Origin of the sequence: Streptomyces sp. RK9, from assembly GCF_045070545.1 — a bacterium.
Classification (GTDB): Bacteria; Actinomycetota; Actinomycetes; order Streptomycetales; family Streptomycetaceae; genus Streptomyces; species Streptomyces alboflavus.
This window is the reverse complement of the sequence record NZ_CP173703.1, coordinates 4,214,821-4,231,668: the sequence shown is the minus strand read 5'-3', so window position 1 is coordinate 4,231,668 and position 16,848 is coordinate 4,214,821. Positions and strand designations below refer to the sequence as shown.

The window sequence follows — 16,848 nt, the reverse complement described above, 5'->3', positions numbered from 1 at the left end:
CGAGCATGGGATACGGGCCTTCTCCCCACCCGCACGCCCCCGTACATATCCCGCTCGCACCTGCCCGCACCTGTTCGCACCCGCCGCCTCGAGGAGGCCCCGTCGTGCCCAAGGCATCGAGATCACGGACGCAGCGCACCACCACGGCCGTCGCCGTCACCCTGCTTGCCGCCACCGCCCTGACCGGGCCACCGGCGGCCGCCGACGACCGCCCGCCGGGCGCCGACCTGCGCGCCGACCTGCGCGCCGACGTGAACCAGGACGGCCGCGTGGACGTCACCGGCGGCTCGGACGAGGCCGGTGAGGACTCCTGGCGGCCGGGGCGCGGCGCGGTGTTCCTCGCCAACGTCGACGACGACTCGCGGCGCTGCCGGACGCGCCCCGGCGACCTGGACCGGATCGACCCGGCCGTGGACACCCGCCTCGCCGCCTGCCACGACGCGGCCGACGAGAAGGTCAACGGGCCGCGCGACGCGGCCGATCTGGCGCCGCTGCGCGTCGCACCCACCGAGGTGGGCGACGACGCGACGGGCCACGTCACGGTGGCCTCGGCCCAGCGCCCGTACGTCCGCCTCTTCGTCAGGCGCGACGGCCGGCTGCGGGTCCTGCGCGGCCCCCTCACCACCGCCGAGCTGCGCGCCGGGGTCGAACTGGCCCTGGAAGGCCGCGACATCGTCCGTGACCCGCGCCGCTGGAACGGCCTGGCCGACGTGACGCTCACCGTGCGCGGCCAGGGGCACCGGAGCTCCGACCACGTGCGCCTGAAGGTGGCGCCCGTCCTCTTCCAGAACGACCTCCAGCGCGCGCGGAGCGTCTTCGCCGCGAAGCCGGGGCCCGGCAGCGGCGCCATCCCCGGAGGTCCCGGCGCCGGTTACCGGCCGCGCGAGTGGAAGCCGTTCGCCTCCTCGCTGCGCCGGGCCGCGCGCGCCGCGGGCCTCGCCGACCGGGACGTGACGTTCACGGCCGGTACCCGGCAGTGGTGGCGCGAGATCTGGCGGCAGGACATGGTCGAGCCCACCGTCGCGAGCGTGCCCGCGCCCGGCGGCCGGGTGCACACCATGCGCGTCCTGCTGCGCAGCCCCATGAAGTGGCTGTCCCCCGACGGCGGCAAGACGACCCTCAGCCGGTCGGGCCGGCTGCTGTTCCGTGACTTCCGGGGTCCGGACGTCGGCGTCGTGCAGCAGTTCACCCCCGGCCGCGAGCCGGACGGCATGGACCTGCAGAACGCCACCGGCAACTTCGAGTCCCTGCCGCCCTCCCCGGGCCATCTGCAGGGGCGGGTCCTGTACGGCACCGATCCGCTGCGGCAGCCGGACGCGTCGTACGTGAAGATGATCGAGGCGCAGGCCCAACAGCCCTCCGTCACCATCGACACCTCCTGGCTGCTCGTCGGCCATGTGGACGAGACCGTGCACGTGGTGCGGGCGGACAACGCACGCGGCTGGACACTCGCCGTCGCCGACCCGCGCCTGGCCCTCGACCTGCTGCGACGCACCCAGAGCGCGGGCCAGGGCGGACAGCGGATGTTCGCCGCGACGAGCATGCCGGACAAGCCGACCGTCGACGAGCTCCTGGCCGACGACGAGTTCCTCGCAGACAACGCGAAGGCCGCGGGCCACATCGACGGCCAGATCCGTGCCCTGCTGCGGCAGACCGGCCTCAGCGAGCGCGACCTGGTGCGCCTGCCCGTGCTCTACACCATGGCCACCGTCCATCCCGAGATCCCCGAGGGCGCGGTCGCCCTCTCCCCCAGCATCCCCAACGGCCTGTCCCTGACCAGCCGTGACTACGCCGCACCCGACCCCCACGGTCCTCGCCTCCGCGGGCGCGACCTGTTCCGCGACGCGGCCGAGAAGGCGCTGGCCACGGGTGGGGTGCGCGTGCACTGGGTGGAGAACTTCGCCTGGGCGCACCTGGCAGGCGGCGAGGTGCACTGTGCGACGAACGCCCTGCGGGACACCTCGGGGACGGCGCGGTGGTGGACTCGGCGCATGGCATAGCAGGACATAGAGTGATCGGTCGCAGCCCGCGGCCGAGTGTGCCGCGGGCTCTTGTTCGTCGGTCACCTCTCGGTGGCGCCCGGCCGACGCCGGGCGCCACGGGTTCTCTCAGCCAGGAGTTGTTCCCTTGTCCTCACATGAGCATGTGAAGTCGCAGGCGCCCGCCGGGTCCGCGTACGTCGGCACGGCGGCGGTCGGGCGTGCCCGGCGGTTGTCCGCGGCGGCCGTGGTGGCCGGTGCGGTGGTCGTGGCCTGTCTCGCGGGCACCGTCCCGGCCCATGCGGCCGAGGGCGCCGCGCCCGTCGGCCACCGGGCCGCGGCGGCGCCATCCGCCGCAACAAGCGTCGCAGCGGCGACCACCGTGGTGACGGAGGGCCAGGTCAAGGAGGCGGCACCCGGCGGGACGCTCCTGTACCCCAGCGTCACCAGCTGTCTGACCGTCACCGTCCACCTCCGCTCGGGCGGCGCGGTCGGCGCGCACGCGAGCCTCTTCCAGGTCCCGGGCGAGCTGCGCTCGGACCAGATCCTGGACCGGGTCAAGGCCCTGGTGGGTACACGCGAGGTGGCGTCCGTGGAGGTCAGGGGCGCGGTCGGGGCCTGGCATCCGGCGTACTTCACCAAGGCGATCGAGAGCTACGGCGAGGGCGAGGAGGTCCCCGTGCCCACGGGCCGGGACTTCGCGGGGCTGACGGCGGCGGTGGCCCGGGGCCTCGGCGTGCCGGCGGACGCGGTGACGGTCACGGACGTACCCGACGGCGATCAGGTCGTCGAGGTGCGGCGGCACTGACCCGCGGGGCCGGACCGCCGGGTTTCGGTGGCCGCCGCTCGGCGGTCCGGCAGACATCCGTGACCACCGCTCGGCGCTCCGTCAGGCCTCCGCCACCGCCTGGCGGTCCGTCAGGCCTCCGCCACCGCCTGGCGGTCCGTCAGGGCCCGCGCCTTGGCGTTCTCGATGTGCCGCCGCATCTTCTTCGCGGCGCCCTCCGCGTCGCCCGCCGCCATCGCCTCGTATACGGCGGTGTGCTCGCGCGCGGGCGACTCGGCCTCGGAGGAGCCGAGTTCGGTGAAGAGGCGGAAGCGCTGGACGTGGCCGCCGAGGGAGCGGTAGGCGGTCTCCAGGAACGGGTTGTCGCACTGGGCGGCGATGCGCAGGTGGAAGCGCTCGTCAGCGGCCCAGTACGGGCGCACCGACGCCGACCTCGGCGCCGCCGCGCAGCGCCTCAGCTCCTCGATGCTCTCCTTCAGCTCGTCCAGGAACTCCGGCGTGGTGCGGCGCGCCGCCTCCTGGACCATCGCCGGTTCCAGGACGAGCCGCGCGTCCATCAGCTTGATCAGTTCGCGCTCGGTGAAGAGCGGTGCGACGCGGTAGCCCTTGAGCGCCTCGCGGCGCACCAGGCCCGTGTGCTCCAGGCGGGCGAGGGCCTCGCGGAGCGGCGTCTGGCTGACGTTCAGCTCCCTGGTCAGGGCCCCGATGTTGAGGGACTGCCCCGGTGACCACAGCCCGTCCATGAACTGCCCGAGCAGGACCTCGTACATCTGGTCGGCCAGGGGTTGCCGGGCGGGCGGGCGCGTCGTAGCCATCATGCCTCCTTCGCGCTCGACCCTAGCGCAGCCGTTCCCCACTCTTGATCACGGCCAGATCCTATACTATTTTGCATATCGCTATAGTATAGCGAGTGATCGAGGAGGACTCCCATGCCTGCCACGCGGGTGCTCGTGACCACGGCGTATCTGGAACCCGGCGGAGAGGTCGACCGGCTGTTGCGGGAGGCCGGACTGCATACGGTCTTCGCACGCCCCGCGGACCGGCGTGCGACGGGCCGCTCCCTGGCCGCGGCCGTCGCCGACGCGGGCGCCGCGGGCATCGTCGCGGGGACCGACCCGTTCCCGGCCGCTGTGCTCGACGCCTCCCCCGCACTGCGGGTCGTCGCCCGCTGCGGCGCCGGGTACGACAACGTGGACGTGGCCGCCGCCACCCGCGGCGGCGTCGCCGTCACCCACACCCCCGGCGCCAACCGCCGCTCCGTCGCCGAGCACGTGCTCGGCCTGATGGTGAGCTGCGCCCGGGGCATTCCGCAGAGCGTCGCCGACGTACGGGCGGGCGGCTGGTCGCAGCCCAGCGGGCGGGAGTTGGCGGGCGCGACGCTCGGGGTCGTCGGGCTCGGCTCGATCGGGCGGACCGTGGCGCGCCTCGGCCTGGCCATCGGCATGCGCGTCGTCGGGCACGATCCGCGGCTCGACCCGGCGTTCCACGCGGAGACCGGGGTGGCCGCGCTGTCCCTGGAAGAGGTGCTCGCCGAGGCCGACTTCGTGACCCTGCACCTGGCCCTCGACGACTCGACCCGGCACCTCGTCGACGGGGCGGCGCTTCGTCGGATGCGGCCCGGCGCGTACCTCATCAACACCGCGCGGGGCGGCATCGTCGACGAGGAGGCCCTCGCCGACGCCATCGCCGAGGGGCGGCTCGCGGGCGCCGCGCTGGACGTGACGGAGCAGGAGCCGCTGCCCGCGGACTCCAGGCTCCGGGCGTTCGGCAGTGTCCTGGTGACAGGACACATCGCGGGCGCGACGGCGGAGGCCCGGTCGCGCTCCAGCCTGGCGGCCGCCCGGCAGGTGATCGACGTGCTTTCGGGGCGGGATCCCGCGCACGTGGTGAATCCGGAGTGGGCCACGGCACGCGCGGAGGTGCGGTGATGGCGGGCGACGACGCGCCGGGGACACTACCGGGAAAGTCGGCCCCCGCACCTCACGGAGCCGCCCTGCGCATACCGGGTGGCCCGCCCCTCGCCGCCAACCTCAAGTGGCTGTTCACGGAGCTGCCCTTCGAGCGGCGCTTCGACGCGGCGGCCGGGGCGGGCTTCGCGGGGGTCGAGTACGCCGACCCGTACCCGTATCCCCCGGCGCGGCTGCGCGGCCTGCTGCGGGACGCCGGGCTGCGGCAGGTGCTCATCAACTCGCCCGCCGGTGCGGCGGGTTCGCCGGAGCGGAGCGGACTCGCCTGCCACCCGGGGCGCAGCGCGGACTTCCGCGCCGGGATCGAGCGCGGCCTCGAGTACGCCACCGAGCTGGGCGCCGGGCTCCTGCACGTCCTCGCCGGGGTCACGCCCCCGGACGTACGCCCCGAACGGGCCTTCGCCACGTACGTCACGAACATCGCCTGGGCCGCGGACCGCGCGCACGGCACCGGGGTGCGCGTCGTCGTCGAGGCGCAGAACCAGCGGGACGCGCCCGGGTACTTCCTGCGCACCCAGGACCAGGCGACGGCCGTGGTGGAAGCCGTCGGCCTCGACCGGGCAGGACTGCTCCTCGACCTGTACCACGCCCAGGTCACCGAGGGAGACCTCATCAGAACCCTGGGCGCCTGCCTGCCGTTCGCCGCGCACCTCCAGATCGCCGACCCGCCCGACCGCACCGAGCCGGGCAGCGGCGAGATCCGGTGGCCGCGGGTCTTCGAGGCGCTGCGCACGGGCGGGTACGCGGGCTGGATCGGCTGCGAGTACCGGCCCGCGCACGGCACGGTCGCCGGGCTCGGCTGGGTCTCCGAGGTGAGCGCATGACCGCCTCCGCCCGCCCGCGCCCCCGCCCCCTGCCGCCGCGCGCCCGCCCCCGCATCGCGCTCATCAGCGCCACCCCGGCCGCGATCGGCCCCGCCGTCGCCGGGCTCGCCGCCGCCTTCCCCGAGGCCGAGCCCTGGAATCTGCTCGACGACACGCTGCTCCCCGACGCCGAGGCGCAGGGCGGGCTCACTCCGGCGCTCGCCGACCGGATGCGGCGGCTCATCGCGTACGCCGTCGAGGGCGGCGCCCAGGGCGTCCTGCTGACGTGCTCGCTCTACGGGCCGGTGGCCGAGTCGCTCCGCGGGCCGTCGGGGGACTCGCACCCAGGGTCGGCGGCAGGCTCGCTCCACGAGCCTTCGGCCGAACGCGCCGACCCGCCCGTCCCCGTGCTCGCGGCGGACTCCGCCGCCTTCGCCGAGGCGCTTGCCGGAGGCCATCGCCGGATCCTCGTCCTCGCCTCCTTCGCCGGGGCGTTGGAGGACTCCCTGGAGCGATTCCGCGCCGCGGCGCGGGCCGCCGGCTCGCCCGTGGAGGCGGTCGGCCGGGTGATCGTCCCGGGGGAACGCCCGGATCAGGGCGGCGCGGACGCGGTCCTCCTGGCCCAGTACTCGCTGGCCACGCACGCCGAGGACCTGGCCGCCGCGCTCGGGCTGCCCGTCCACACCGGGCCGCACAGCGCGGCCCGTGCGCTGCGCCTCGCGACCGGTGCGGGCACGGCGACCGCCCCGAGCAGAGCAAATGCGGCAATAACCATGAAAGGTTCATCAGCGACAGAAGGGGATCCGTCATGCTCGGAGTGATCGCCGATGACGTGACCGGGGCGAGCGATGTGGCCCTGGCCCTGCGTGCGAGCGGGCTGCGGACCGTCCTGTACTTCGGGGTGCCGGCCGCGGACGTGGCGCCGACGGACGGGGGCGAGGCGGTCGTCGTCGCGCTCAAGAGCCGGATGGCGCAGCCCGCGCACGCCGTCGCCGAATCGCTGGCAGCCCTGCGCCGCCTGCGGGAACACGGCGTACGGCAGGTGTACTTCAAGTTCTGCTCGACCTTCGACTCCACCGCCGACGGCAACATCGGCCCGGTCCTCGACGCCCTCGCCGACGCCCTCGACGCCCCGGCCGTGCTCCTGACGCCCAGCTCCCCGCAGCACGGCCGCACCCAGTACGAGGGCCAACTCTTCGTGAACGGGGTGCCGTTGGCCGAGTCGCCCATGCGGCACCATCCGGTGACGCCGATGACGGACTCGTCGCTGCCGAGGCTGCTCCGGACCCAGACGGACCGGCCCGTGGAGCTGGTCCGGTGGGGCACCGTGCGTGCGGGCGTCGACGCCGTCCGCGCGGCGGTCACCGAGGCCGCCGCGCGCGGAGTCCGCTATCTGCTGGCCGACGCGCTCGACGAGGACGACCTGCGCACCCTCGGCCGCGCGGTGGCCGACGCGCCGCTCACTGCGGGGGCGGCCGGGCTCGCGGGCGGCCTCGCGCACGCGGCCCCCGGCGGCGCCCTCGACCCGTACGAGGAGAAGGATCCGCTGGACGCCTGGCCCGCGGCCGTCCTCAGCGGAAGCTGCTCCGCGCGCACCCTGCAACAGCTCGACGCCCTGCGCGCCCAAGGCCGGCCCGTGCACCGGCTCGACCCCGTCGCCGAGCCCGACCCGGCGGCGCTGGCCGGGCGGGCGCTCGACTGGTACGACGCGCTGCCGCCCGGCTCGCCCGCCGGGGCACCCGTGATCCACTCGTCCGTCGGGCCCGGCGAACTCCGCGCCGTCCAGGAGGCCTTGGGCGCCGAGCGGGCCGCAGCCGTCCTGGAGGAAGCCACCGGCCGCATCGCCGCCGGGCTCGTGGCACGCGGCGTACGGCGCGTCGTCGCGGCGGGCGGGGAGACGTCGGGCTCCGTGGTGGCCGCGCTCGGCATCACGGGCGCCTGGATCGGCCGGGCCGCCGCCCCCGGCGTGCCGTGGCTCCGTCCCACGTCCGGCCCCGGCATCGCGCTGCTGCTCAAGTCCGGCAACTTCGGCGCCCCCGACTTCCTGGCGACCGCGTCGGCACCGCCCGGGGCCCGGGCCTCGTCTCCGGAAGCTCCTGAACCACGGCCCCCGGACGCCCCCGCTCCCCCGACCTCTTGCGCATCCCAGCACCACGCCGGGCCCCCGCGTCACACTCCCTCCCCTCCCTCTCCCTCAGCCGACGCGCACCCAACTCCCCGGGCCGACCACCCACCGCCCGACACCCCGGCCCCGCCCGACCGCGCCTCTCCGCCTCCCTCTCCTCCCCCTCAACCCTCTCCTCCCCACCACCAGGACCCCCCATCTCCCCCACCCCACTCCCCCTCCCCGCAGAGCCGTCCCCAAGGAGCCCGCCCATGACCACCACCCAGCCCCGCCCCACCGCTCCCGGCGTCCCACCCCACCAGTCGCACCAGACCCAACACCCGCACACCGCCGACCAGCCGCACCCTTCGCGCACCCCCGCCCCCTCGCTCTCCCACCCCTCCGCGCGTGCCGCCGTCGTCGCGACCGCGCACGCCCTGGCGGCCCGTGGACTCGTGCACGGGCGCACCGGCAACGTGTCGCTGCGCACCGCCGACGGCGGCATCCTCATCACGCCGACCGGCGTCGACCTCGCGGCCGTGGCGCCCGATGACCTGTCCGTCGTCGACGCCGACGGCGGCCACGTCGACGGACCGCCGTCGTCCAAGGAGGCGTTCCTGCACGCGGCGGTGTTGCGGGCGCGGCCGGACGCGCGGGCCGTCGTGCACACCCACTCGCCGTACGCCGTCGCCGTGTCGTGCCTCGAAGGGCTCGACGCCGACGACGCACTGCCGCCGCTCACCGCCTACTACGCGATGCGCGTCGGACGGCTCCCGCTGCTCCCCTACTTCGCGCCGGGCGACGTGCGGCTCGCGGGCCCGGCCGAGGAGAAGGCCCGTACCCACGCGGCGCTGCTGCTGCGGCACCACGGCCCGGTGGTGGCGGCGCCCGGGCTCGACGCGGCGCTGGAGGCCGTCGAGGAGCTGGAGCAGACGGCGCGGATCTTCCTGCTGCTTCGCGGCACGGACCACGCCCGCCTCACCGAGGAGCAGCGCACGGCCCTCGCCCCTCGACTCCCCCGCCCCGTGGCGCTGTTCAGCGCGCTCGCGATCAAGAAGGCCCTTGACGACACCGTCCTGGAGGCGTTCGCCGGCACCACCGGCATCGACGTCGAGGGCGTGTACGAGCCCACGAACGTCCTCCTCGACCAGATCGCGGGCGGCGCGCGGCCCGACGTCATGGTCGGGGTGACGGGCGGCCTGGAGAAGCTGGCCGCGTCGGGGGTGCTCGACCGGGCCTCGCTGCGTCCGCTCGCGCGCGTCGGCATCGGGGTGGCCGTGCCGCCGGGCGCGCCCGCCGTCGACGTCTCCAGCACGGACGCGCTCGTACGGGCGTTGACGTCGGCGCGGTCGGTGGCGTACTCGCGTACCGGGGCGAGCGGTGTCGCGTTCGCGGCGCTGCTCGACCGGCTCGGCATCGCGGCCGAGGTCAACTCCCGGGCCACGGTGGTCGAGAAGGGGTTCACGGCGCTCGCGGTCACCGACGGGCGGGCGGACCTCGCCGTACAGCAGCTGAGCGAGCTGCGGTTCGTGCCGGACGCCCGGGTCGTCGGCCCGTTCCCCGATGAGGTCCAGCACTACACCGACCTCTCGATCGCGCTCGGCGCGCACGCGCGGCAGCGCCCCGAGGCCGCCGCGCTGCTGCGTCACCTCACCGCCGCTCCCGCCCGCGCGGCGTACCGTGCGGCCGGACTCGAAGACGCAAGCTGATGAACGCGATCCTCGCCCTGGTGGCGTTCATCGGCGTCATCGTCATCTGGAACGTGGGCTTCCGGCGGAACATCGGTGAGGCGATGGTGCTCGGGTTCCTCGCGAGCGCGGCGTTCGGCGGCGCCGACGCGCCGCGCGTGGCCTGGGAGAGCCTCACAGAGGGCCTGAAGTCGGAGATCACGTTCGCGGCCCTCGCGTTCGTCTTCGTCAGCGAACTCCTCACGCGGACCGGCCTCGTGCACCGGATGATCGACATCCTCAGCTCGCTGCTCGGCCGCCGCAAGGGCGGTTCCGCGTACGCGGCGACGGTGGCCTCCGGTCTGTTCGGCGCCGTCGCGCACAACGGCGCGGCGATCGTCGCCACCGTCGGCTCGCTGGCCATCCCGTGGATGAAGCGGTCGCGGGCCAGCGGCGAGACGGCCGCCCTCGTGCTGTCCGGCAACGCGGGCGTCGGCGCGACCTTCCCGTTCAGCGGTGCGTTCTTCGTGCTCCTCGCCGCGCCGACCGTCGTACCCGTCCTGTCGTCGCACGATGTCGTCGCCACGCTGTTCGTCACCGGGGCGTGGATGGTCGCGATGCGGCTCGTCGTCGCGTACACGATCGTGCGGTGGCGCGGTGTGGGCACGATGGCCGCGGCGGACATCCGGCCGCTGCGGCAGTCGTTCGGCGCGGGCTGGACGTCCCTGCTCGTCCTCGCGGCCGTCGCCGTCCCCGTCCTCCTCACCACCTCGCCCGGCAGCGACTGGGCGACGGACCGCCTCGGCGGGCTCGACGCGACGGACGCGGTGCCGCTCCTGATGTGGCTGCCGGTGGTGATGCTGGTCGCCGGACTGCTCGTGGAACGGCGCGCGCTGCCGCACGGCGGGGCCGACTGGTGGCGGACGCTCGGCGAGATCAGCCCGAAGCTGGGGCTCGTGGGCGTCACGATGGTGTCCGCGTTCGCCGCGTCCGAGGTCCTCGCCCGACTCGGCCTCGGCGAGCAGCTGGCCCCGTACCTCGAGGACCTCCAGGACGTCCCGCCCCTGGTCGCGGCGCTCGTGGTGGGCCTGGTCCTCGTCATCGTCGCGGGCCCCCTCAACACCACGTCCACCCTCGCGGCCGTCGGCCCCGTCGCCTTCGCCGCGCTCACCGCCGCCGGCATCCCGGCCCACGTGGCCTTCGCGTCGGTCATCGTGTGGGCCTCGTCCGAGGGCTGCTCACCCCCCGGGGCCGCGCCCCTGTACGTGGCCGCGGGCATCGCCGACATCAACCCCGCCCGCATCTTCCTGCCCGTCGCCCTCTACTACCTGGTGCCGACCTACCTGTTCGGCGTCCTGATGGCGGTGGGCGTGCTGTGGATCCCGGGCTGACCGGCTCACGAAGCGAACTCAGTGAAGCGAACGCAATGAAGGAACGCAATGAAGAGAGTCTCGTGAAGAGAGAAGGAGAGCCCTCATGCACAACGTCGTGCACAGCTTCCTGCGCGTCTTCCTGCTCGGCGCGACCCGCGTCCTGCTCATCGCCTTCCTGCTCGGCGGCTGCGCCGTCGTCGCGGGTCAGATCGTGGCCCTCGCGGCCGGCGACCCGGACCTGATGACGCTGTTCGGCACCGACGTCACCGAGGTGGTCTGCGTCATCGCGGGCGCCGCGGGCGCCTGTTCGTTCCTGCTCCTGTACGTACGGGAGCGGGGGCCCGCCGACGGCCCCGCGGGCGGGGACGGCGGGGCGACGGACGAGGGGAAGAGCGTCTGGGACTGACCGGGACCGGCCGTCACCTCCCGCATACCACTCTCGGGAAAGGGCACTCGGTACGGCGGAGGTGGAAAGACATGGTTCCTTTGCTGCTGGTTCTGCTGATCGCGCTCGTGCTGTTCGGCGCGGGCTTCGCCCTGAAGTTCCTGTGGTTGGTGGCTGCCGTCATCCTCGTGGCGTGGCTGCTCGGCTTCATCGTCCGCCCGGCCGGGGTGGGCGGACGCAGGGGGCGGTGGTACCGCTGGTGAGTCACGGGGACCCGACGGTGTAGGTGTCCTTGACCTTCACCTCGGTCACCCCGCGCCCCTCGGGGAACACGGCCCGCCAGTCGCCGATGACGTGCAGCTCGTCCGTGCCCATGGCGCGCACCACGGCGAGGCCTTCGCGGTGCGCCTTGTACGCCTTGGTCCAGAGGTTGGAGAACGCCTGGGAGCGGATGAGGTGCATCCAGTCGGGGCGGTACAGCTCACGGTTGTAGTTCGACTCGCCCATCGTCGAGACGAACTTCGAGTACATCGCCTTGACGTACTCCAGCGTCACCTCGTCCGCCGCGGCGATCGCCGCGTCCCGGGCGTCCTTCAGGGCGACGCGGAACTTCTCCAGGAGGTTCTCCGTCGCGCCGGACGTGAACGACTCGTGGATCTCCGGCGGGTCGCACAGCCCGTACTTCGGGCCCGCCAGGCGCAGGAGCAGACGCAGGGTGGGTTCGGTGACCCACAGGGGCCCCGGTTCGTCGCGGTTGCCCAGGGGATTGGGCAGGATGTCGTCGTGGTGCCAGTCGGGCGGGGTGATGAGGTGCACGCCCGCGCGGCGGTGGTCGTGGTCGAAGCCGGTGGAGTGCTCCAGCTGGCCGATCGGCAGATGCGTCTTCAGGGCGGAGAGGTAGGCGCCGTTGATGTCGAGCGCGGTCACCTCGTGGGCGCCGGGCGGCAGTTCGCCGCGCGTCCACTTGGGCCGGCCCTCCCAGATCCGGTCGGCGCCGCGCGCCGTCTGCTTGCGCAGGATGTCCGGGACCCAGGGGTGCGCGACGACGTCGTAGCGGGCGCCCTTGCGGGTCTCGTCGAGCAGCGCCATGGCGTCCGGGATCGCCCGCTTCACCAGCGCCGCCGTGGCCGCCTCGACGTCACCGGAGGCCGCGTCGAGCGCCCCGGCGACGGCGTCGCCGATCAGATCGGGCATGTCGGAGACGGCCTGCGCGCGCCGCCCCACCGGGACGACCTTCATGCCCCGGCCGGGGCTGCGGACGACACGCTGTGGGGCGGTGACGGACGTCGGCCGCGATGCGGGGGCCGGGGTCTCCTGCGCGGAGGCCCGCGGCTCAGCCGCGACGGCCGAAGGCTCCGGTACGGCCACCCGGGGCTCGGCGGCGACCTCCGGAGGCTCCGGTGCGGGTGCGGCGCACTCGGCGGGGTCCAGATGCTGCGGATACCCCTCCACCTGGTGCCGGGCAGGCCGACCGCACAGCACGCAGGGGCGGGGCTCGGCGAGTTCACCCTGGTCGTCGACGGCTTCGGCGTCGTCCCGCACAGCGTGCGCCGCGACGGCTTCCGGCACGGCGGCCTCCGATGCCGCCGGTCCGGAGCCGGACCCGGCCGCCGGGTCCTCCGATGCGCCGCCCGGCTCCTCCCCCCGCCGCCCGTGCCGCTCCTCGGCCTGCTGGAGGAAGTACACGTACCGGCCGCGCAGCTCCCCGCTGGGATCGCGCCCCGCCTCCCACGCCGCGAGCGTCGACGAACCGACCCCCATGGCGCGGGCGACCTGCGCCCGTGACAGGCCCAGTCCTTCGCGCAGCAGCCGGCGCCGGTCGGCGGGGGGCAGCGGGGTGGCGTCGGGCGCGGCCGCGAGCAGCGCGTCGATCGCCTCGAATTCACTCACGGCGCTTCTCCTGGATGGGCGGAGCTGTCGGCTGGACGGGCGGAGCTGTCAGCAGCCAGTATCCAATGTCCGCGGCGGACACCGGGCCGCCCCGGCCCGCTCAGCCCGTCTTCCTCCGGTCGAACCACACGGTGGCGAACGTCGGCGCGAGACCGGCCCAGAACAGCACCGTCGGCACGGCCCGGTCGGTCCACGGCACCTGGGTGATGACAAGGGTGCAGAGCATGGCCCAGGCCGCCTGGGCGACCACGACGCGGGCCCAGCGGCCGCGCCTCAGCAGCGACTGGACGTTGAGCTGGACGCCGGTGCGCCGGCGGCGGTAGCGCAGCAGGGCGCCGACGGCCCAGATCGCGCTCATCGGGACGAGGAACCACAGCCGCTGGCCCAGCTCGACGGGCAGTTCCCGCTGTGTCTCGCCGTCGACGGCGAACAGGTCGATCATCGCGGCGCCGAGGCCGAGGCACAGCAGCGCGAGCCAGCGCACACCGCGCAGCATGCGGTACGTGGCGTGGTCGAGGCCGCGCCGCAGCTCCTCGGAGTCCGGCGCGACGGCGAGCCCGGCGGCGTACAGGTCGGCCGCCTCCACGGCCTTGACGCCGGGAGTGTCGGCGGCCTTGCGGGTCTGCCGCTCCAGGGCCCCCGGGTGCTGCGGGTCGAGCCGCAGGATGGCGAGGTCGAGCTGGTCGGCGGCGGTGCCGTTGCCCGAGATCGACGCGATCTTGTACGCGACCTCGTAGCCGTAGACCTCCTCGGGCGCGAGGCGCAGCGCCTCGTTGACGTGCTCTTCGGCGAGGCGCGCCGATATGTCCATGTCCTCGCGCGTGACCTGGCCGCCGCTCGCCTGGCCGCGGCCGACGATGTTGTTGATGAACGCGACGTCGGCGAGGAGTGCGTGGCCGAGCCAGTACTCCGGGGCGATGCGGACCACTTCGCGCAGGATCTGCTCGACCTCGGGCATGCGGCCGCCACCGACCCGGCGCAGCGCGTAGGACCGCATGAGGAGCCCGCCCACGTCCTCCGGGTCGAGCTTCAGGGCCTCGTCGGCGGCCGCGAGGGCCTCGTCGGGGCGGCCCGCGTCGAGGTGACAGCGGGAGAGCTTGGCCCAGGCGCGGATGTCGGCCGGGTCCTCGGCGATGCGCTGGGCGAGCAGGGCGCTCGCCTCGTCGTACCGCTCCAGGTCGATGAGGGCGTCGGCCCGCTCCACGGCGGGGTGGATCGTGGTCACAGCTTCCGCTTCTTCTTGAGGTGGGCCACCAGGTCGTCGTACATGCCGCCGTCGTTGGCGTACATCGCCACGTTCCGCGCCGAGGCGAACCACGGCTCGGTGGAGGGCACGACCTGCCGTGCGGCGGCGAGCAGGTCCTTCATGTCGATGAGGCGCACGGTGCCGGTGCGCGCCGAGTCGAGGAGCGCGCTCTCGGCCGCGGCCTCGCACAGGTGGGCCAGGTCGGCGCCGGACAGGCCGTCGGTTGCCTTGACGAGCTTGCCCAGGTCGACGTTCTCGATGGGCCGCTCCCGCAGGTGGTAGCGGAGGATCGCCTCGCGGGCCGGGCCGTCTGGCGGCAGGACGAGCAGGGTGCGGTCGAGGCGGCCGGGGCGGCGCAGCGCGATGTCCACGTCCCAGGGCACGTTGGTGGCGGCGAGGACGAACACGCCCTCGTTGGCGCCCGCGTCGACGCCGTCCAGCTCGGTCAGGAGCTGGTTGACGGTGTTGCGCATGCCGCTGCTCTGGCTGCGGCTGCGCTTGCCGCCGAGCGCGTCCAGCTCGTCGAGGAAGACCACGCACGGGGCCTGGCGGCGTGCGGTGCGGAAGATCTCGTGCATGTTGCGCTCGGAGTTGCCGATCCACATGTCGAGGACGTCGTTGACCGACACCGACAGGAACGCGGCGCCGAGTTCACCGGCGACGGCCCGTGCGATGAAGGTCTTGCCGCAGCCGGGCGGCCCGTACAGGAGCAGCCCGCCGCGCAGGCTCTTGCCGTACACGCGCCGCAGTTCGGGGTTGCGCAGCGGCGCGAGGAACGCGGCCTCCAGACGCTCCTTGACCTCCCGCATGCCGCCGACGTCGGCGAGCCGGACCGTACCGGGCCGCTCCACGTCCCACGCGGCGGCGTCCCCTGCGTCCCCGCTCCCGTCGGCGGTGAGCGGCGCCTCGACGAACCGGGGCGGGAGCACGTCACCGACCTGGTCCTGGGCGGCCTTCCAGTCGAAGCCCTGGCGGGTGGGCGGGGCTTCCGGGGCGGAAGGGGTCTGCGGGGCAGGCGCGACGTCCGGCGCGGGGGCGACCTCGGCGGCTGCTGCGGTCACCGGCGCGGACTCGACCCCCACAGCTCCCGCAGGCGCGACCTCGGGCCCTCCCACCCCCATCGCCCGCGCCATCAGTTGCCGCGCCTCCACGTCCCCCGGCGCGTGCTGCAGCGCGACGGCCGTCTCGGCGACCGCGGCGTCGCCGTGCCCTGCGTCCAGGAGCAGCGCGGCCAGGTGCAGCCGCAGGGGGACGTCGTCGGGCGCCGCGGCGACGGCTGTCCGCAGGCTCTTTATCAGGGGGGATTCCACCGGCATGGCGCCAACTCTACGAAGCCGCCGCCGGCGCCCGGGCCGCGCCCCCGTGCGGACGAGGCCCGGAACCGCTCCCTACCGAGGGGCCACGGCGCGCGTGTGCGCGGCCCGTGCGACCTTCGGGCCGAGCCAGCGCTTGAGCCGACGCAGGGCCGTCAGCCGTCCCACGGCCTTGTCGAGGCCGTAGTAGAGCTGCGGCGGGATGTGCGGCAGGAGCGGTGAGTGCCGCTGCCCGAGCAGGGCGAACATGCGGTGTGGCGGCAGCGCGAGATAGCGGGGCAGGTTCTCGTACCACTGGGCGCTGTAGCGGGCGGCGCTCTGGACGGGCAGGAGGGCGGACTTGCGCTCCTGCTCGTACGCGGCGAGGGCGCCCGGCAGGTCCGGGTGCGCGCGCAGGGCGTCGGCGAGCGCGATGGCGTCCTCCAGGGCGAGGGTCGTACCGGCGCCGACGGAGTAATGCGTGGTGTGGGCGGCGTCGCCGAGCAGGACGACGTTGTCGCGGTACCAGCGCTGGTTGGTGAGGGTGCGGAAGGTCAGCCACTGGGGGCGGCCGTCGGTGGCGGAGCGGCCGATGAGGCGGTGGCCGTCGAGGAGGTCGGCGAAGAGCCCTTCGAGGAGCGCGAGTCCGTCGGCCTCGTCCGCGCGGTCGAGCCCGAGGCCGGACCAGGTCTCCGGGGCGCACTCGACGACGCAGGTGCTGCCCTCGGCGCCGTACCCGTAGGCGTAGCACCAGACCCAGCCGTGCTCGGTCTCCACGAAGGCGAAGTGGAAGGCGTCGAAGACCTTGGTCGTGCCGAGCCAGGTGTAGTGGTTGCGCCCGGCCCTGACCTCGGTGCCGAAGTGGTCGGCGGCGTCGGTCCGCAGGGCGCTGTGCAGCCCGTCGCCCGCGACGACGAGATCGGCGTCGGCCGGCAGCGCGCCGACCTCCATCTCGTGCGCGAACTCGAGCCGCACACCGAGGGCCCTGGCCCGCTCGGCCAGGATCCGGAGCAGCCGGTGCCGCCCGATCCCGAAGCCCTCGTCCCCGTGGTGGCGGGTCGTCAGTTCCCGCACGTGGGCCACCCCGTCGTGCCACCGCACGGAGTGCTCCTCGACGGCACGCGCGGACTCCGGATCGTGCGCGTGCAGCTTGTCGAGCAGCCCCCGCCAGTAGGTGACCCCCCACCCGTAGGTCGAGCCCTCCGGGTTGCGCTCGTACACGACGACCTCGGTGGAAGGATCCTGACGCTTCAGCAGGATGGAGAGGTACAGACCCGCGGGCCCGCCTCCGACGCAGACGACCTTCACGCACACCTCTATACGTTGCTCATGATTGCCGAATCGCAACGGAGAGT

Annotated in this window: 15 protein-coding genes; 10 read left to right on the top strand and 5 right to left on the bottom strand. The window is 74.3% G+C overall.

Going from position 1 to position 16,848, the window contains the following annotated elements; translation table 11 throughout:
* Window positions 1-104 precede the first annotated feature (104 nt).
* Both AB6L24_RS17605 and AB6L24_RS17600 read left to right on the top strand, forming a co-directional pair.
* Window positions 105-2,000 (top strand): protein-arginine deiminase family protein, encoded by a 1,896-nt coding sequence (locus AB6L24_RS17605; RefSeq protein WP_405656297.1) that lies wholly within the window; start codon window positions 105-107, stop codon window positions 1,998-2,000.
* A 127-nt stretch (window positions 2,001-2,127) separates the two neighbouring features.
* Window positions 2,128-2,787, top strand: a complete 660-nt coding sequence (locus tag AB6L24_RS17600; protein ID WP_405656296.1) for a hypothetical protein — start codon at window positions 2,128-2,130, stop codon at window positions 2,785-2,787.
* 110 nt (window positions 2,788-2,897) lie between these two features.
* Here AB6L24_RS17600 and AB6L24_RS17595 read toward each other — a convergent pair whose 3' ends face one another.
* Window positions 2,898-3,581, bottom strand: coding sequence for a GntR family transcriptional regulator (locus tag AB6L24_RS17595; protein WP_405656294.1), 684 nt, complete (start codon window positions 3,579-3,581; stop codon window positions 2,898-2,900).
* Between the two features lie 114 nt (window positions 3,582-3,695).
* Between AB6L24_RS17595 and AB6L24_RS17590 the strand changes: the two genes are divergently transcribed.
* The 8 genes from AB6L24_RS17590 (at window position 3,696) to AB6L24_RS17555 (ending at window position 11,328) form a co-directional block, all read left to right on the top strand.
* Window positions 3,696-4,694 carry a phosphoglycerate dehydrogenase gene (locus tag AB6L24_RS17590; RefSeq protein WP_405656293.1) on the top strand — a complete coding sequence of 333 codons (999 nt, stop codon included), beginning with the start codon at window positions 3,696-3,698 and terminating at the stop codon, window positions 4,692-4,694.
* On the top strand, window positions 4,694-5,557 hold the full coding sequence (locus AB6L24_RS17585) for a hydroxypyruvate isomerase family protein (RefSeq protein WP_405656292.1): 864 nt from the start codon (window positions 4,694-4,696) through the stop codon (window positions 5,555-5,557). The genes AB6L24_RS17590 and AB6L24_RS17585 overlap by 1 nt, the downstream gene beginning before the upstream one ends.
* A complete protein-coding gene (locus AB6L24_RS17580; RefSeq protein ID WP_405656291.1) occupies window positions 5,554-6,357 on the top strand; it encodes a hypothetical protein in 804 nt (267 codons plus the stop codon). The genes AB6L24_RS17585 and AB6L24_RS17580 overlap by 4 nt, the downstream gene beginning before the upstream one ends.
* Window positions 6,345-7,916 (top strand): 3-oxo-tetronate kinase, encoded by a 1,572-nt coding sequence (otnK, locus tag AB6L24_RS17575; protein ID WP_405656290.1) that lies wholly within the window; start codon window positions 6,345-6,347, stop codon window positions 7,914-7,916. The genes AB6L24_RS17580 and otnK overlap by 13 nt, the downstream gene beginning before the upstream one ends.
* Window positions 7,913-9,349 carry a class II aldolase/adducin family protein gene (locus AB6L24_RS17570; protein WP_405656289.1) on the top strand — a complete coding sequence of 479 codons (1,437 nt, stop codon included), beginning with the start codon at window positions 7,913-7,915 and terminating at the stop codon, window positions 9,347-9,349. The genes otnK and AB6L24_RS17570 overlap by 4 nt, the downstream gene beginning before the upstream one ends.
* The gene (locus tag AB6L24_RS17565; protein WP_405656288.1) at window positions 9,349-10,698 is read left to right on the top strand and encodes an SLC13 family permease; all 1,350 of its coding nucleotides are present in this window, start codon (window positions 9,349-9,351) and stop codon (window positions 10,696-10,698) included. The genes AB6L24_RS17570 and AB6L24_RS17565 overlap by 1 nt, the downstream gene beginning before the upstream one ends.
* 85 nt (window positions 10,699-10,783) lie before the next feature.
* Window positions 10,784-11,086, top strand: a complete 303-nt coding sequence (locus tag AB6L24_RS17560) for a hypothetical protein (RefSeq protein WP_405656287.1) — start codon at window positions 10,784-10,786, stop codon at window positions 11,084-11,086.
* A 71-nt stretch (window positions 11,087-11,157) separates the two neighbouring features.
* Entirely contained in the window at window positions 11,158-11,328 is a 171-nt protein-coding gene (locus AB6L24_RS17555) for a hydrophobic protein (RefSeq protein ID WP_087882673.1), read from the top strand.
* Window position 11,329: 1 nt separating this feature from the next.
* Here the strand turns inward: AB6L24_RS17555 and AB6L24_RS17550 are convergent, their stop codons facing one another.
* The 4 genes from AB6L24_RS17550 to AB6L24_RS17535 form a co-directional block, all read right to left on the bottom strand.
* Window positions 11,330-12,955, bottom strand: coding sequence for a helix-turn-helix domain-containing protein (locus AB6L24_RS17550; RefSeq protein WP_405656286.1), 1,626 nt, complete (start codon window positions 12,953-12,955; stop codon window positions 11,330-11,332).
* 100 nt (window positions 12,956-13,055) lie between these two features.
* The gene (locus tag AB6L24_RS17545; protein ID WP_405656285.1) at window positions 13,056-14,180 is read right to left on the bottom strand and encodes a tetratricopeptide repeat protein; all 1,125 of its coding nucleotides are present in this window, start codon (window positions 14,178-14,180) and stop codon (window positions 13,056-13,058) included.
* The gene (locus tag AB6L24_RS17540; protein WP_405656284.1) at window positions 14,177-15,517 is read right to left on the bottom strand and encodes an ATP-binding protein; all 1,341 of its coding nucleotides are present in this window, start codon (window positions 15,515-15,517) and stop codon (window positions 14,177-14,179) included. The genes AB6L24_RS17545 and AB6L24_RS17540 overlap by 4 nt, the downstream gene beginning before the upstream one ends.
* A gap of 72 nt (window positions 15,518-15,589) precedes the next feature.
* Window positions 15,590-16,801, bottom strand: coding sequence for an FAD-dependent monooxygenase (locus tag AB6L24_RS17535; RefSeq protein ID WP_405656283.1), 1,212 nt, complete (start codon window positions 16,799-16,801; stop codon window positions 15,590-15,592).
* Window positions 16,802-16,848: the final 47 nt, after the last annotated feature.

What these genes read in the sequence shown, in the direction of transcription:
- AB6L24_RS17595 (WP_405656294.1), bottom strand. Translation starts at nt 3,581, where the DNA reads ATGGCTACGACGCGCCCGCCCGCCCGGCAACCCCTGGCCGACCAGATG.
- AB6L24_RS17590 (WP_405656293.1), top strand. Translation starts at nt 3,696, where the DNA reads ATGCCTGCCACGCGGGTGCTCGTGACCACGGCGTATCTGGAACCCGGC.
- AB6L24_RS17585 (WP_405656292.1), top strand. Translation starts at nt 4,694, where the DNA reads ATGGCGGGCGACGACGCGCCGGGGACACTACCGGGAAAGTCGGCCCCC.
- AB6L24_RS17580 (WP_405656291.1), top strand. Translation starts at nt 5,554, where the DNA reads ATGACCGCCTCCGCCCGCCCGCGCCCCCGCCCCCTGCCGCCGCGCGCC.
- otnK (WP_405656290.1), top strand. Translation starts at nt 6,345, where the DNA reads ATGCTCGGAGTGATCGCCGATGACGTGACCGGGGCGAGCGATGTGGCC.
- AB6L24_RS17570 (WP_405656289.1), top strand. Translation starts at nt 7,913, where the DNA reads ATGACCACCACCCAGCCCCGCCCCACCGCTCCCGGCGTCCCACCCCAC.
- AB6L24_RS17565 (WP_405656288.1), top strand. Translation starts at nt 9,349, where the DNA reads ATGAACGCGATCCTCGCCCTGGTGGCGTTCATCGGCGTCATCGTCATC.
- AB6L24_RS17560 (WP_405656287.1), top strand. Translation starts at nt 10,784, where the DNA reads ATGCACAACGTCGTGCACAGCTTCCTGCGCGTCTTCCTGCTCGGCGCG.
- AB6L24_RS17555 (WP_087882673.1), top strand. Translation starts at nt 11,158, where the DNA reads ATGGTTCCTTTGCTGCTGGTTCTGCTGATCGCGCTCGTGCTGTTCGGC.
- AB6L24_RS17540 (WP_405656284.1), bottom strand. Translation starts at nt 15,517, where the DNA reads ATGCCGGTGGAATCCCCCCTGATAAAGAGCCTGCGGACAGCCGTCGCC.